This is a genomic window from Klebsiella sp. SWET4 (assembly GCF_024296565.1).
In the GTDB taxonomy this organism is placed as follows: Bacteria; Pseudomonadota; Gammaproteobacteria; order Enterobacterales; family Enterobacteriaceae; genus Klebsiella; species Klebsiella variicola.
Genome location: NZ_JANCOB010000007.1, coordinates 53998 through 67807 on the forward strand (window position 1 = coordinate 53998; position 13810 = coordinate 67807).

Genomic DNA, 13810 nt, shown 5'->3' on the forward strand with positions numbered 1-13810 from the left:
CTTATCATCCGCTGAAAGGAAATGGGCCTTAGCTGATCAGGGTTATACCGTAAGGCTGTCGAAGTCGTCAGTCTGGTGCTCTATTTTATTCGCGGCTTCTTAACGGCGCTGCCTTTCCTGTATGAAGGCCTCGCCAGCCCGGCGGTGATTGACAGAATTAATCATTTATCGCGTCTGCAAAAATTGAGTATGGCGAGTTATCTGTTTGCCTGCGGGATTTGTCTGGCGCTGATCTGCCTGCACAAACTCTCCACCATCGCGATTGCGGAAAAAACCATTAAAGCGAATCGCTAACGACTGCGCTGCCCGGCGACCTGTCCACACCAGCGGCGCCTAACCCTGTGGATAACCTGGAGGCAGTTGCCTGGCAGCCGCAGCCCGGGCGGGCTACCGGCTGCTGTTCGTTTTTTAAACAGGAGAAATGCCACCGCCAGGCTGCGCGCTGAGCGCCAGAGCCACCACCGCGGCGGAGGGAAGCCCCTACCCCACTCAGTAATTCCACTTCGGCCGCGCCACCGTGTTTTTCTTCAACAGGTCGCGGAACGCTTTCAGGTAGGGCTCATTACTGCGCCCGCGCTTACAGATAGCCGAGAACGGCGACTGAAAGCCAAACTCGTTGGGCAGCAGCACCCGCAGGCGGTTCTCTTTGATCCACGGCCAGGCGTAATGCTCCGGCAGATAGCCAATATATTTCCCCGAGAGGATCAGCAACAGCTGGGCGTCGACGGTCTCGACGGTGGCGCTGCCTTTGCTGAAGCCCCGGCGGCGCAAATCGCTGGTGTTCCAGTAGCTGCGGGTCACCAGCGGGCACTGGCTGATCTGCTCTTTATCCAGCTGGCGGCTGAAGAACATCGGGTGCAGATCGCTGCAGTAGAGCCAGTGCTGTTCGCGGTACAGCGGCTCGCTGATGATGTTATGCACCTGCGAGTTGTAGCTGCCGATGGCCAGGTCGATATGGTTGTTCAGCACGCCGTTCAGTTGCTCCGCCGGGGTGCGAATAATCAGTTTGATATGCACATGGGGAAATTTGTCGCTGAAGCTGCGCAGAACCACCGGCAGCGAGAGCGCCGTTTCGGTCTCGATGGAGTCGAGCGTCGAGATGCACAAGGTGCCGCTGTGCTCCCCTTTGAGCAGCGCCGACTGCCGCTCCAGCTCATTGAGTTCACTCAGCACGCGGATCGCCTGCTGTAAAAACTGCTGACCTTTCTCAGTCAGGGAAAAACCGCCGCGCCCGCGCTGGCAGAGGGTGAAGCCAAGCTGTCCCTCCAGCTGCGACATGGCATTGCTGATGGCGGAGACCGAAATGCCCAGCTCCTGCTGGGCCCGGCTGTAGCTCTCCAGGCGGGCCACCGCCTCGAAAACCTGCAGCTGTCGAATATTAAGGCTGGCGTCGTGATGCATCGTATTTAGTTCACCAATAAATGAACTGAGTATTTACGTCAGACGATGTAAAGTCCAGCGCGGGTTGCGCACTATCTCTCCTGTTACGTTTCATCCGTCAGATTCAGGAGCAGACATGGATAACCTCTTTCACCAACCGCAGGGTGGCAATGAGATGCCACGCTTCGCCGGTCGCGCCACAATGATGCGCCTGCCGTTTATCGAAGATTTACAGGGACTTGATGCGGCATTTGTCGGCATTCCGCTGGATATCGGCACCTCGCAGCGCTCGGGAACGCGCTACGGACCACGCTATATTCGCGCCGAATCGGTGATGATCCGTCCGTACAATATGGCAACCGGCGCCGCGCCGTTCGACTCGCTGTCGGTGGCCGACATCGGCGATGTGCCGATCAATACCTACAGCCTGCTCAAATCGGTGCAAATTATCGAAGATTACTACACCGGTTTGAATAGTTATCCGCTGATCCCGCTAACCCTCGGCGGGGACCACACCATTACCCTGCCGATCCTGCGGGCGCTGACCAAAAAACATGGTCCGGTGGGGCTCATCCACGTCGACGCCCATACCGATACCAATGATGAGATGTTCGGAGAGAAAATCGCCCACGGCACCACCTTCCGCCGCGCCGTTGAGGAGGGACTGCTCGACCTCAAACGGGTGGTGCAGATTGGCCAACGCGCCCAGGGCTATGCCGCCGGCGACTTCCAGTGGGGCGTTGACCAGGGCTTTCGCCTGGTGCAGGCGGAGCAGTGCTGGCATACCTCGCTGGCGCCACTGATGGCCGAAGTCCGCCAGCAGATGGGCGACGGGCCGGTGTATCTCAGCTTTGATATCGACAGCCTCGATCCCATCTGGGCCCCGGGAACCGGGACGCCGGAAGTCGGCGGCCTGACCTCCATTCAGGCGCTGGAGATCGTCCGCGGCTGCCGCGGCCTGAACCTGATTGGCGCCGATCTGGTCGAGGTCTCGCCCCCCTATGACGTGAGTGGTAATACCTCCCAGCTGGCGGCCAACCTGCTGTACGAGATGCTCTGCGTCCTGCCCGGCGTGAAGTACGCCTGAGGAAGCCGCCATGGAGCTGAAATGCTTTCGCACCCTCTGGGGAGTCACCACCCCCTGGTCGCAAACGCTGGATGAACTGCAGCGCGTCGGCTGCTGCGGTATCGAAGCCCGCGTGCCGTTAACGGTGGCCGAACGGCGGGAGCTCGCCGACCGCCTGCAGGCGTCGGGGCTGGAGTATATCGCCATTCTTTTCAGCGGCGGCGGAGTGCTCCCCGCCCAGCATGAAACGCCGGAGCAGCATCTGGCGCGCCTGCAGACCCGCTTTGCCGAGGCCAGCAGCCTCAACCCGCGCTTTGTCAATCTGCTGGCGGGCAACGATCGCTGGCCGCTGGCGCAGCAGGTCGATTTTCTCGGCAAGGCGCACGAGCTGGCCGCCGGGTTTGGTTTGACCTGCAGTTTTGAAACCCATCGCGCCACCTCGCTGTACAGCCCGTGGCTCACGCTGGAGATTATTCAGCAGCTCCCCCAGTTGCGCTTTACCGCCGACATCAGCCACTGGGTGGTGGTCAGCGAGCGCCTGCTGGATGACCCCTGCGATGACTTCAGCGCCTTTATCGACCGCGTGCATCACGTGCAGGCTCGGGTGGGCTACGACCAGGGGCCGCAGGTGCCGCACCCGGCGGCGCCAGAGTATCAGTCGGCGCTGGCTTTTGCCGAGCGTTTCTGGCAGCAGGTCTGGTATTCACAGCGCCAGCGGGGCTACCTGCAGACCACGCTGACCCCGGAGTTTGGCGCCGACGGCTATCTGCACCATCTGCCGTTCACCAACGTTCCGGTGGCCGATCTCTGGTCGCTCAACGCCTGGATGGCCGCGCGCCAGCAGGCCCACTTTCAGCAGTTTTTAACGCTCACTGAACAGGAACCGCAGCCATGACCGCCGTGAAGCACGCTTTTACTGAACTCCCGACCATCGATATCCGCGATCTGGCCGGCGACGATCTCGCCAGGCGCCAGGCGGTGGCCGACGCCATCGGCCGCGCGGCTCGCGAGGTGGGCTTTTTCTACATCACTGGCCACGGCATCGACCCGGCGCTGATCGCCGGCGTCCGCGAGGCGGCGAAGCAGATCTTCGCCCTGCCGATGGAGGAGAAGATGAACTATTACATCGGCCACTCCAAAAGCCATAAGGGCTACGTTCCGGAAGGAGAAGAGATCTACGGCTCCGGCAAGCCGGACCATAAAGAGGCTTTCGATATCGGCTTCCAGGCAGCGGATGACCATCCGCTGGTGCTCGCCGGCACGCCGCTGATCGGCGCCAATGAGTGGCCCGATCTGCCGGATTTCCGCGCGCGGGTGCTGGCCTACTACGACGCAGTCTTCGCCCTCGGCCACCGTCTGTTCGACGCTTTCGCCCTCGCGCTCGGCCTGCCGGAAGGGTATTTCAAACCGATGGTGACCTGCCCGCCGGCCAAGCTGCGGCTGATCCATTACCCGTTCGACGCCAGCGTCGAAGATGTTCCCGGAATTGGTGCACACACCGACTATGAGTGCTTCACCCTGCTGCTCGCCGACCAGCCCGGCCTTGAAGTCCTCAATGAAGAAAGCGTGTGGATCGATGCACCTCCCGTCAAGAACGCCGCCGGAGAAGAGGCGTTCGTGATCAATATCGGCGACATGCTGGAAGTGCTCAGCGCTGGCACATTTGTTGCTACAGCCCACCGGGTGCGCAAAGTGCCGCAGGAGCGGTACTCCTTCCCGCTGTTTTTCGCCTGCGATTACCACACGCTGATCCGCCCGCTGCCGACCTTCCTCGCCGCCGGCGAAGCCGGTGAATATCAGGAGCTCAGCATCGGGGAGCATATGTGGAGCCAGGCGCTGCAAACCTATCGCTACCTGCGCGAGAAGGTCAATCGCGGTGAACTTCAGCTACCGGAGCGCGCGCGCGGCACCAATACCTTTGGCCATTTGAAAAAACAGGCACAGCAAAAAAACCCCTAACCACCCGTGAGGAACCATGATGACTAGCACCCTGAAAAAAATCTCGCGCCGTGTCGCGCTTACCCTCGCCGTCAGCGCCTGTTTTTCCCCTGTCACCCAGGCGGCGGAACTGCTGACCGAGGGCGTCTTTAAGGTGGGGATGGAGGTCACCTACCCGCCGTTTGAGTCCTATGACAGCAATAACAACATCGTCGGTCTCGACCCGGATTTCGCCGCGCTGATCGCCCAACATCTGCAGGCCAAACCGCAGCTGATCGACACCAAGTTCACCAGCCTGATCCTCGGCATCGGCAAGAAATATGATGCGGTGATCTCCGGGATGTACGTGACGCCGGAACGCCAGAAACAGGCCGACGCCATCCCTTACGCCCTCTCCGGCGCGTCGATCATCGCCCTGAAGGGCGGCGCGGTGCAGCCGAAAACCGAAGATGAGCTGTGCGGTGTGAAGGTCGGCCTGCAGGCAGGCACCACCTGGGTGACCAGCCTGAAAAAACACTCCGATGAGTGGTGCCTGAAAAACGGCAAACCGGCCATCACCATTCAGGAGTTCCCTACGGCGCCAGAAGCCTCGCAGGCGCTGCTGTCGAAGAACATCGGCGCCCAGCTTGAGATTGCCCCGGCGGCGCAGATCATCGTCGACAAGAGCCGCGGCCGCCTGGGGATAAGCTCTACGCGCCTGGTCTACCCGCTGCCGCTGGGGATCTACGTCGCCAAAGGTAACACCGAGCTGGCGGAGGCGATTAAGGCCACCCTGGCCACGCTGAAAGCCAACGGCCAATATGCCGCGCTGATCAAAAAATACAACTTAGAAAGCATCGATTAAGACAATAAGCACTGCGCAACAGGAGTCGGTATGGCGTTCGATTGGGGATACTTTTTTTCATTGTTTAGCATTGGAGCATTCTGGCAGGCGTGCGTGACCGTGATCGTGGTCAGCACCTTGTCCTGGGGGATCGGCCTGGTGGTCGGTTTTCTGTTAGCCTGCGCGAAGCTCTCCGCGCCGCGCTGGGTCAAGATCCCCGTCGAACTCTATATCTGGTTTTTTCGCAGCGTGCCGCTGATGGTGCTGCTGGTGTTTGTCTACAACCTGCCGCAGCTGTTTCCGGTGACCCAGCCGCTACTCGGGGTGCCGTTTATCGCCGGGCTGGTGTCGATGACCGTCACCGAAGCGGCCTATATGGCGGAGATCCACCGCGGCGGCCTGCTGTCGGTGGCCAAGGGGCAGAGCGAGGCGGGCCATGCGCTGAGCTTCAGCTTTATCGGCATCCAGCGGCTGATTGTTATTCCTCAGGCGTTTCGCATCTCGCTGCCGACGCTGATCAATGAATACATCACCATCATTAAGCTGAGCTCGATTCTGTCGGTGGTCTCCTTACCCGAGCTGCTGCTCACCGGCCAGCGCTTGTATGCGCAAAATTTCCTCGTGATGGAGACCCTGCTGGCGGTGGCGGTGTACTACGTGATGGTGGTTACCGTCTTCACCTGGCTGTTCCGGGCGCTGGAAAATCGTCTCGATATTCAGCGCAAGCGTCCGCAAACCCTCAGCGAGGCGGAATGCCAGGCGCTGCGCCAGAGCCTGCCGGCGCTGACGGAGGAGATCAAAACGCCGGCCGTCAACGGCGCGCCGCCAGCGCTCGATCTGCGGGGCATCCGCAAATCCTGGGGTCAGCATGAGGTGCTGAAAGGCATCGATCTGCAGGTGGAGAACGGGGAGGTGATCAGCATCATCGGCCCGTCCGGCTCCGGCAAAACCACCCTGATCCGCACCATCAACGCCCTCGAAAGCCTTGATGGCGGGGAGATCATTCTCTACGGCGAGGACTATCTGAAGGGCGGAGCCATCGTCGACAAACGCCAGATGCGCGCCGGGGTGCGGCGCATCGGCATGGTCTTCCAGAGCTTCAACCTGTTCCCCCACCGCACGGTGCTCGACAACGTGATGCTGGCCCCGCGCTATCACCAGCTGCTTGACCAGCCGGTCGCCCGCGAGCAGGCCCTGGCGCTGCTCGACCGCGTCGGCCTGCTGGCCCATGCCCACAAATACCCCTGGCAGCTCTCAGGCGGCCAGCAGCAGCGCGTGGCGATCGCCCGGGCGCTGGCTCTGAAGCCGGACATTATGCTGTTTGACGAGCCAACCTCGGCGCTGGATCCGGAGCTGGTAGGCGAAGTGTTGAAGGTCATTCAGTCGCTGGCCCGCGAAGGCATGACCATGCTGATTGTCACTCACGAGATGGACTTCGCCCTGTCGATTTCCGACCGCGTGGTGCTGATGGAGAACGGCGTGGTGCAGGCCGATATCGCCCCGCAGGTGATCCGCAGCCCGCTGGAGGCCCCTTCTCTGCAACGAATCCGTGAATTTATGGGAGTACGCTAAATGGCAACTGAGCAACACCTGCGCCAGCAGTTGGCCGCCGCCTACCGGCTGGCGGCGCTGTTCGGCTGGGAGGATACCCTCTACACCCACTTCTCCGTGCGCCTGCCCGGCGACGGCGAGCCGCGTTTTTTAATTAATCCCTTCGGCATGATGTTTGACGAAGTCACCGCCAGCAACCTGATCGTGGTGGATATGCAGGGCAAGGTCGTAGAGGGCGATGCACCGGCTAACTCGGCGGGCTTTACCATCCACAGCGCGGTGCATATGGCCCGGGAAGATGCCCACTGCGTGATCCACACCCATACGCTGCCGGGAATGGCGGTGGCCGCCTGCGAGGACGGCCTGCTACAGCTTAACCAGATCAGCACCGAATTTTACCAGCGCGTCGGCTACCATCCCTATGAAGGGGTGGCCTTTGACCTCGACGAACGGGCGCGCATCCAGCGATCGCTGGGGAATAATATCGCCATGATCCTGCAGAGCCACGGCCTGCTGTCGGTGGGCCGCACCGTGGCTGACGCCTTTTATATCATGTACTACCTGAACCGCGCCTGCGAGATCCAGATGGCCACCGCCCAGCTGGCGGCCCTCAGCCCGATCCATACCATCGCTCCGCACCTCAGCCAGCACGCCTGCGAGCAGCTGATGGGCGTGGAGCATGAACGTCAACAGGTCTGGCAGGCGTGGCTGCGCCGTCTTGACCGTCTCGATACCTCTTACAAAGACTAACGCCTATGTCTGATATCACTATCGTTGTGGATTGTAACGACGCGGATTTCGCCCGCGATATTTGCGCCGCCCTGCAGCAGTTTCCCGACGTCACGGCGCTTCTGCCCCATCACCAGGCGGCGCGCGACGCCCAGTACGCCAGCTGCTGGTTCCCGGACCCGCAGCTGCTGAGCCGCTCGCCGGGGCTGAAGCTGATCCAGGCCGCGTCCGCCGGGGTCGATCATCTGCCGCCCGCGCTGTTCGCCAGCGAGATCCCGCTGTGCCGGGTGATCGATGAAGATTTTCGCCACGGCATGTTCGAATATGCTCTGTGGAGCGTCCTGTGGTTTCAGCGCCATTTCGACCGGGCGCTGGCCCACCAGCGAACCCAAACCTGGAAGCTCTATCCCCAGCGCGCCGCCGCCGACTTCCATATCGGCATTATGGGTCTGGGCGAAATTGGCGGCTATATCGCTGACCAGCTGGCCCGCCTCGGCTATCGGGTCTCCGGCTGGTCGCGCAGTGAAAAGCAGCTGGCTGGTGTCACCTGCTATCGCGGCGAGGAGGCGCTCGACCACTTTCTTGGGTCGCTTGACGGGCTGATTAACCTCCTGCCGCTCACCGCGCAGACCCGAGGTATCCTCGCCGCGCCGCTGTTCAACCGGCTACCCGCCGGGGCGGTGTTGATCAACTGCGGCCGCGGGGAGCATATGGTCAATGACGATGTGCTGGCGGCGCTGGAGAGCGGCCAGCTCGCCGGGGCGGTGCTCGACGTCTTCCCGCAGGAGCCATTGCCGGCGGACGATCCGCTGTGGCGCCATCCGCAGGTGGTCATCACCCCGCATATGGCCTCTGCGGCCCCTGCCGAGGTGATCGCCCGCCAGTTGCTGGAGAACATTCAGCGCCAGCGCCGCGGGCTGCCGCTGAAGAACCTGGTCAATAAGCACGCCGGTTACTGATCCCCAGCCATACTGCCGCTGCTACGCTTAATGGGAGATCCACAACCAGAAGGCAGGAACATGAAGATTGATTTAGCGGGGAAAGTCGCGCTGGTCACCGCCTCCACGGCGGGTATTGGCTTCGCCATCGCCAAAGGCCTGGCGGAGAGCGGCGCAGAGATCATCATTAACGGGCGCAGCGAGCAGAGCGTGAACGCCGCCATCGCTCGTCTGCAAAATGAGGTGTCGGGCGCGAAGGCGCGACCCGCCATCGCCGACCTCAGCGACGCCGACGGCGCAGCCCAGCTGCTGCGGGCGGTGACCGGCGTCGATATTCTGGTCAATAACGCCGGGATCTATGGCCCGCAGGATTTCTACGCCACCGACGACGCGACATGGGACAACTACTGGCAGACCAACGTCATGTCCGGCGTACGCCTGTCACGGGGGCTGCTCCCGGCGATGGTCAGTAAAGGCTGGGGGCGGGTGGTGTTTATCTCCTCAGAATCGGCGCGCAATATCCCGGCGGACATGATCCATTATGGCGTGACCAAGACCGCGCAGCTGTCGCTGGCCCGCGGCCTGGCGAAATATGTCGCCGGCAGCGGAGTGACCGTTAACAGCGTACTGCCGGGGCCGACGATTTCCGACGGCTTTGCCGAGATGCTGAAAGACGACGTGGCGAAAACCGGCAAGTCGCTGGAGGAACTGGCGAAAGCGTTTGTCATGACCCATCGTCCGAGCTCGGTGATCCAGCGGGCGGCCTCGGTGGAAGAGGTCGCCAATATGGTGGTCTACGTCTGCTCGCCACAGGCATCGGCCACCTCCGGTGCCGCACTGCGCGTCGACGGCGGCGTGGTGGATGATATTCTCTGACGCCCACCTCATTCAGGGGAGTCACCCTCCCCTGTCGCCTTCGCCGGCGCTAAACCGCGCAAAATGTTAAAAAAACGCGGCAAAGTCGCACAAAGTGAACAGGAACATGCATTCCCAAAACTTATGATATTTCTTTTAAGTATAAGTTGTGGTGTTAATGTCTCTGTTACGAAGCTTGCTATTCTTTCTCGGCGCGGCGGTCGCAGCCGCCCTCGCGGTACTCTGTCTGTGGGTGGATATTCGGGTGTTTGGCAACGACATCCCGGAGGTGTCGCTCACCGAAGTGGTGCAGGAGAGCGTGCTGGCCGTCATCGTACTGGTTCACTTCCTGCTGGCGCGAAAATATACCCACCTGCGCTATAGCAATATCCTCATCGGCGGCTTCTTCCTCGCCATGCTGATCCGTGAACTGGATGGCCTGTTTGATTTGCTCTCCCACGGCAGCTGGGTGTGGTTTGCCCTGCTGGCCACCGTAGGGTCGCTGCTGGCGCCGCTGCGCCATCTGCGTCAGACCCTGTCGCAGCTGGCGGAGTATACCCGCACGCCCTATTACGGGATGATGATCAGCGGCCTGCTGGCGATTCTGGTCTTCTCGCGGCTGTTCGGCATGCACGGCCTGTGGTACGCCGTGCTGGATGAGAACTACGCCCGGGTGGTGAAAAACACGGTCGAGGAAGGCAGCGAGTCGTTTGGCTATATGCTGTGCCTGACCGCCACCCTCGGCTACGCCTGCTACTTCCGCGGCCTCGCGCGACAGCCCCTGTCGCCGCAGCGCTAACCGTGGACGATAACCACCGCCGGACGCGTCTGCCGGCGGTGGCGCGCCGCCGCGTTAACCGCGAATTTTCCACTTCCGTTTGAGAACCTCTTTGTCCTGGCTATCCAGCCACTGGTTCACTTTCTCCAGCAGCGCCGGGTTATCCTTATTCATCATATACACCTTGTCGCTGGCGGTGCCGGCGAACGGTGTTTCGTTAGCAACGCAGAACACGCCGGGCTCTTTGCTTTGGTAATAGTCGCCTTCGATCAGGTCTGTCACCATCATATCGGCTGTTTTCTGCCGCAGCGCCTCCAGATTGTCGACGTTGTTCTGTACGCGAATGATCTGCGCCTGCTTAATATGCTCATCGACAAAGCTCTGGTTTGTGCCGCCAGGGTTGACGACCACCTTCACCTCCGGGCGGTCAATCTTCGCCAGCGAGCCGAGCCGCGGGGCGGCCTGGCAGTTGGCTAAGGCGATTTTACCGTTCGCCACTACCGGATGGCTGAGGGCGAAGTCCTTCGCCCGCGCCGGAGTCTGCGTCACGCCGCCCATCGCAATATCAAACTTGTCCGCCCGCAGATCGGCGGCGAGCGCTGGCCAGCTGGTGTAGACGAAGCTCACCTTCAGCCCCAGCGTGCGCCCGAGATCGCGGGCCATGTCCACGTCATAGCCCTGCAGCTCGCCGGCGGCATTGCGAAACGCCAGCGGGGCGTAATCGCCCGGCACGCCCACTTTCAGCTCACCGCTGTGCTCGATGGTTTGCATATCGCGCGCCTGGGCGCCGCAGGTCATTATCGCCAGCGTCAACGCCAGCCCCACCGTCAGTTTCATCTCGCCATCCTTATCGTTATCGATTTTTCGCGCCGGGGTGATCGGCCGCTTATCAGTCAACACCATCCGCAGCATGCGCCAGGGCATTCATCCTATTTTTAATCATCGTGACATACAACCCGGCAGCACGGTTGCCGATCGCAAATCTGGCGATAAAAAACAGCCCCCCTCCGGTGAATGATCCCTCATCTGCCGGGCGTAGCCTTACGTGAACGATCGTATTTTCCACCATGAAGTGGGTTCGAACACCTGGCAAAAAAGAGCAATAAGCTATTTCTAATGCATTGAATTAAAATAGCAATTTATTTTATCGAGCGATATTTGGCATTCAACTCGCGTTAATAACCGTCTTATTTACGTCGCAATTCCCCCACGCTACTATCCCGACAAAAGCAGCCCCTAAATAACAAGCCAGTTTATTTCCTGGTATTAATAAATTTGTCAGTCAGATGAATTAATAAAAAACATACCTGGCGTAAATAAGACTCATCAAAATAACGGCCCTGGCGCCAGCTTTACGGGCAATAGAGAAGGAAAGAAAATGAAAATAATCACGCTGTGTCTGGCGACGGTCTTTGCCGGGCTGGCCGCTGTCCCTGCACTCGCGGCAGAGGGCAAGCTGAATTTCATCGGCAAGGTCGTGAACGCCTCCTGCAAGCTCGAAGGGGTGAGCGACAGCGGGGTCATCGACGTCAGTATGGGCGCTATTCCGCTGTCGAGACTGAAAAACAGTCAGTCTGGGACCGGGCCGGCGGTCGGCATCGACATTCGCGTTAAAGATTGTGAGAAAGGCACTTACTACATTGTGGTTGACGGCCCCTCGCCTGCCGACACACCTGAAAACCGCGTGCTGGCGCTCGACGGCAGCGGTAAGCCGGCCAGCAAGGTAGGTATTCTGCTCACTGACCGCACGGGCACCCCGCTCAGCCTCGATGAACGCCTTGATCCGCAACACGATCCCCGCATAGAGATCCCGGTGGACGGCGGCTCCGGAACCTTCAGGCTGAACGCCTTCTATTACACCTGGGACAAAACCCACGCCGATCCCGGCGACGGCAATGCGACGGCCCGATTTACCATTATGCAGGAATAGCTTCCCGGTCAGGGATGAGACGTCAAGGGAGTCCTCATGAAAACACAGTTGGCGGTTCTGCTCTGCGCTGTGACCTTTCAGGCCTGCGCCGGGATCACCATTAATGCCACGCGGGTGGTCTATTCCGGGAAAGAAAAGGTCGCCAGCCTGAACATTCACAATCGCAGCAGCACGCCTTATAAAGTGCAGATCTGGCTGGACGCCGGACTCAATACCTCGCGCGTCGGCCTGCCGATAGTGGCGACGCCGCCGCAGGTCTATTTATCGCCGCAACAATCCGCCCAGCTGCGCTTTATCTATTTCGGCGGCGGGCTGCCCGGCGATCGGGAAAGCGTGTACTGGGTCAATATCCAGGAGACGCCTCCCGCAGCCGTCGGCACGCATACGCTGCAATTTGTCGTCCGTACCCGCCTGAAGCTCTTTTATCGTCCGCCCGCCATCACCACCACCCTCGCCAGAGAGGTGCAAAAGCTGCAGTGGCAGCAGAGCGGGAATCACCTGCGCTTTACCAACTCAGGCCCACTGCATATCACCCTGGTCAACGGGACGCTGATCGATAATAAAGGCCACCTCTCGCCGATGAGAAACGTGATGCTCCGGCCATACAGCAGCCATACCGTGATGACCACCGACAGCACTCGCCTGTACCAGCTGAACTATATCGACGACTACGGCGCGGTGGTGCCCATCCCCCTGCAGAATGCCCATGCGCCAGCGTCAGGCTAGTTATACTCCAGGGCGAAGGTCACCATGCTGTTGGCCGTGCCCGCCCCCACCGTGGCGTCAGTTTGCACATACTGGGCGTTAAAATTGATCGCCTCGGCGGTACCGGCGTTTGTGCCGGTCACCCTTTTCAGGATCGGCAAGTTGCTGGCCTCATTGATCTTAACGCTGGTGCCATCAGAGACCGCCGCGCCGGGGTTATTACCGTAGGTCAGCTTCACGCCGACGCCGCTGGCGCTGTTGCTGGCCTTGCTCAGGGCCAGGGTATCGCTCTCCACGCTGACGCCGAAAAAGCCGATGCGCACGTCGGTCGGCGACGGACAGAACACCGGGATCGAAAAGCGCTTCGCCTGGCCGCCGGTGCTCCCTTTACCGTGAAACTCCGCCCGGTTTACCGTGCCCAGAGTGACCTGGATCGTCGACGTCGCTACCTGACAGCTGCCGCTGCTGCCGATGTCCACGTTCAGGGCCGCCATATCGATACTGACCGGCGCGCTGGCGACATAGCTGGCGCTCCCGCTGGCCTGCTGCTCAATGGTCATCTCCCCCACCTGCGGCAGCGACGGCGAGTTGGTGTGCGTCCCGTCCGCCAGCTGCACCGTCCCGGTTTTATAGAAGGTCACCGCGATCCTGACCGTGGTTTGCTGCTGCGTCATCAGCGCCGGAAGCATTGCGCTGTCGCACACCACCACCGACTCGCCGCCTGCGGAGTGGCTGCCATCGATAGCGCGCATCGGGCCGCCCGCGCACTGAAAGCTGAGCGAGTAACCGATGCCGTCGATGGCGCTGGGGTAGACGTGCTGTCCGTTAATCACCACCGGCGAGCCGCCGGTTTTCAGTTGCTTATAGACGATGCGTTTGGCGCTCGCCGTCGGCAGCTGCAGGTCGCAGGAAAAGGGGATCCCGCTGCCGTTATCCGCCATCGCGCTGGTCATCTGGGTATTGACCGGCAGCGTGGGTAAATATTTGATATTGGGAATATTGACCGTGGTCTGGCCGATATTCGCGCGGCAGGTTTCAGCCCGCACGCCGGGGAGGTAACCACTCAGCGCCAGCAGAAAGAGAACAGGAAGTAGACGAAAAACAGATTTCATAGCCG

15 protein-coding genes are annotated in these 13810 nt (G+C 60.7%); 12 read left to right on the forward strand and 3 right to left on the reverse strand.

The window, feature by feature from the left end:
* The first annotated feature begins 75 nt into the window (after positions 1 to 75).
* The gene (locus tag NKJ21_RS16665) at positions 76 to 294 is read left to right on the forward strand and encodes a hypothetical protein (protein WP_239270482.1); all 219 of its coding nucleotides are present in this window, start codon (positions 76 to 78) and stop codon (positions 292 to 294) included.
* A gap of 195 nt (positions 295 to 489) precedes the next feature.
* Here NKJ21_RS16665 and NKJ21_RS16670 read toward each other — a convergent pair whose 3' ends face one another.
* Positions 490 to 1401 (reverse strand): LysR family transcriptional regulator, encoded by a 912-nt coding sequence (locus NKJ21_RS16670; RefSeq protein WP_002914199.1) that lies wholly within the window; start codon positions 1399 to 1401, stop codon positions 490 to 492.
* 115 nt (positions 1402 to 1516) lie between these two features.
* Between NKJ21_RS16670 and speB the strand changes: the two genes are divergently transcribed.
* From speB to NKJ21_RS16715, 9 genes are all read left to right on the forward strand, one after another.
* On the forward strand, positions 1517 to 2467 hold the full coding sequence (gene speB / locus NKJ21_RS16675) for an agmatinase (RefSeq protein WP_004145693.1): 951 nt from the start codon (positions 1517 to 1519) through the stop codon (positions 2465 to 2467).
* Positions 2468 to 2477: 10 nt separating this feature from the next.
* The gene (locus NKJ21_RS16680) at positions 2478 to 3341 is read left to right on the forward strand and encodes a sugar phosphate isomerase/epimerase (RefSeq protein ID WP_023323156.1); all 864 of its coding nucleotides are present in this window, start codon (positions 2478 to 2480) and stop codon (positions 3339 to 3341) included.
* On the forward strand, positions 3338 to 4405 hold the full coding sequence (locus tag NKJ21_RS16685; protein ID WP_004145695.1) for an isopenicillin N synthase family oxygenase: 1068 nt from the start codon (positions 3338 to 3340) through the stop codon (positions 4403 to 4405). The genes NKJ21_RS16680 and NKJ21_RS16685 overlap by 4 nt, the downstream gene beginning before the upstream one ends.
* A 19-nt stretch (positions 4406 to 4424) precedes the next feature.
* Entirely contained in the window at positions 4425 to 5228 is an 804-nt protein-coding gene (locus NKJ21_RS16690; protein WP_016161662.1) for an ABC transporter substrate-binding protein, read from the forward strand.
* 30 nt (positions 5229 to 5258) lie between these two features.
* Positions 5259 to 6779: an amino acid ABC transporter permease/ATP-binding protein gene (locus tag NKJ21_RS16695; RefSeq protein ID WP_008806112.1), complete on the forward strand. Its 1521-nt coding sequence runs from the start codon at positions 5259 to 5261 to the stop codon at positions 6777 to 6779.
* Positions 6780 to 7508, forward strand: a complete 729-nt coding sequence (locus NKJ21_RS16700; protein WP_004899997.1) for a class II aldolase/adducin family protein — start codon at positions 6780 to 6782, stop codon at positions 7506 to 7508.
* 5 nt (positions 7509 to 7513) lie between these two features.
* The gene (locus NKJ21_RS16705) at positions 7514 to 8446 is read left to right on the forward strand and encodes a glyoxylate/hydroxypyruvate reductase A (RefSeq protein WP_008806113.1); all 933 of its coding nucleotides are present in this window, start codon (positions 7514 to 7516) and stop codon (positions 8444 to 8446) included.
* A 60-nt stretch (positions 8447 to 8506) separates the two neighbouring features.
* On the forward strand, positions 8507 to 9301 hold the full coding sequence (locus NKJ21_RS16710; RefSeq protein ID WP_032731122.1) for an SDR family NAD(P)-dependent oxidoreductase: 795 nt from the start codon (positions 8507 to 8509) through the stop codon (positions 9299 to 9301).
* Positions 9302 to 9458: 157 nt separating this feature from the next.
* Positions 9459 to 10079 carry a hypothetical protein gene (locus NKJ21_RS16715; RefSeq protein ID WP_012540816.1) on the forward strand — a complete coding sequence of 207 codons (621 nt, stop codon included), beginning with the start codon at positions 9459 to 9461 and terminating at the stop codon, positions 10077 to 10079.
* 54 nt (positions 10080 to 10133) lie between these two features.
* Here the strand turns inward: NKJ21_RS16715 and NKJ21_RS16720 are convergent, their stop codons facing one another.
* Positions 10134 to 10970: a transporter substrate-binding domain-containing protein gene (locus tag NKJ21_RS16720; RefSeq protein ID WP_012967386.1), complete on the reverse strand. Its 837-nt coding sequence runs from the start codon at positions 10968 to 10970 to the stop codon at positions 10134 to 10136.
* Positions 10971 to 11436: 466 nt separating this feature from the next.
* Between NKJ21_RS16720 and NKJ21_RS16725 the strand changes: the two genes are divergently transcribed.
* Together NKJ21_RS16725 and NKJ21_RS16730 are read left to right on the forward strand one after the other, a co-directional pair.
* Positions 11437 to 11988 carry a fimbrial protein gene (locus tag NKJ21_RS16725; RefSeq protein WP_012540815.1) on the forward strand — a complete coding sequence of 184 codons (552 nt, stop codon included), beginning with the start codon at positions 11437 to 11439 and terminating at the stop codon, positions 11986 to 11988.
* A gap of 36 nt (positions 11989 to 12024) precedes the next feature.
* A complete protein-coding gene (locus NKJ21_RS16730) occupies positions 12025 to 12714 on the forward strand; it encodes a molecular chaperone (RefSeq protein ID WP_008806118.1) in 690 nt (229 codons plus the stop codon).
* Here the strand turns inward: NKJ21_RS16730 and NKJ21_RS16735 are convergent.
* Positions 12711 to 13805, reverse strand: a complete 1095-nt coding sequence (locus NKJ21_RS16735) for a fimbrial protein (protein WP_008806119.1) — start codon at positions 13803 to 13805, stop codon at positions 12711 to 12713. The genes NKJ21_RS16730 and NKJ21_RS16735 overlap by 4 nt on opposite strands.
* Positions 13806 to 13810 lie beyond the last annotated feature (5 nt).

Excerpts from the sequence above, each read along its gene's own strand:
- NKJ21_RS16705 (WP_008806113.1), top strand. The coding sequence starts at position 7,514 with ATGTCTGATATCACTATCGTTGTGGATTGTAACGACGCGGATTTCGCC.
- NKJ21_RS16710 (WP_032731122.1), top strand. The coding sequence starts at position 8,507 with ATGAAGATTGATTTAGCGGGGAAAGTCGCGCTGGTCACCGCCTCCACG.
- NKJ21_RS16700 (WP_004899997.1), top strand. The coding sequence starts at position 6,780 with ATGGCAACTGAGCAACACCTGCGCCAGCAGTTGGCCGCCGCCTACCGG.
- NKJ21_RS16715 (WP_012540816.1), top strand. The coding sequence starts at position 9,459 with ATGTCTCTGTTACGAAGCTTGCTATTCTTTCTCGGCGCGGCGGTCGCA.
- NKJ21_RS16695 (WP_008806112.1), top strand. The coding sequence starts at position 5,259 with ATGGCGTTCGATTGGGGATACTTTTTTTCATTGTTTAGCATTGGAGCA.
- NKJ21_RS16720 (WP_012967386.1), bottom strand. The coding sequence starts at position 10,970 with ATGCTGCGGATGGTGTTGACTGATAAGCGGCCGATCACCCCGGCGCGA.
- NKJ21_RS16685 (WP_004145695.1), top strand. The coding sequence starts at position 3,338 with ATGACCGCCGTGAAGCACGCTTTTACTGAACTCCCGACCATCGATATC.
- NKJ21_RS16680 (WP_023323156.1), top strand. The coding sequence starts at position 2,478 with ATGGAGCTGAAATGCTTTCGCACCCTCTGGGGAGTCACCACCCCCTGG.
- NKJ21_RS16730 (WP_008806118.1), top strand. The coding sequence starts at position 12,025 with ATGAAAACACAGTTGGCGGTTCTGCTCTGCGCTGTGACCTTTCAGGCC.
- NKJ21_RS16725 (WP_012540815.1), top strand. The coding sequence starts at position 11,437 with ATGAAAATAATCACGCTGTGTCTGGCGACGGTCTTTGCCGGGCTGGCC.
- NKJ21_RS16670 (WP_002914199.1), bottom strand. The coding sequence starts at position 1,401 with ATGCATCACGACGCCAGCCTTAATATTCGACAGCTGCAGGTTTTCGAG.
- speB (WP_004145693.1), top strand. The coding sequence starts at position 1,517 with ATGGATAACCTCTTTCACCAACCGCAGGGTGGCAATGAGATGCCACGC.
- NKJ21_RS16735 (WP_008806119.1), bottom strand. The coding sequence starts at position 13,805 with ATGAAATCTGTTTTTCGTCTACTTCCTGTTCTCTTTCTGCTGGCGCTG.
- NKJ21_RS16690 (WP_016161662.1), top strand. The coding sequence starts at position 4,425 with ATGACTAGCACCCTGAAAAAAATCTCGCGCCGTGTCGCGCTTACCCTC.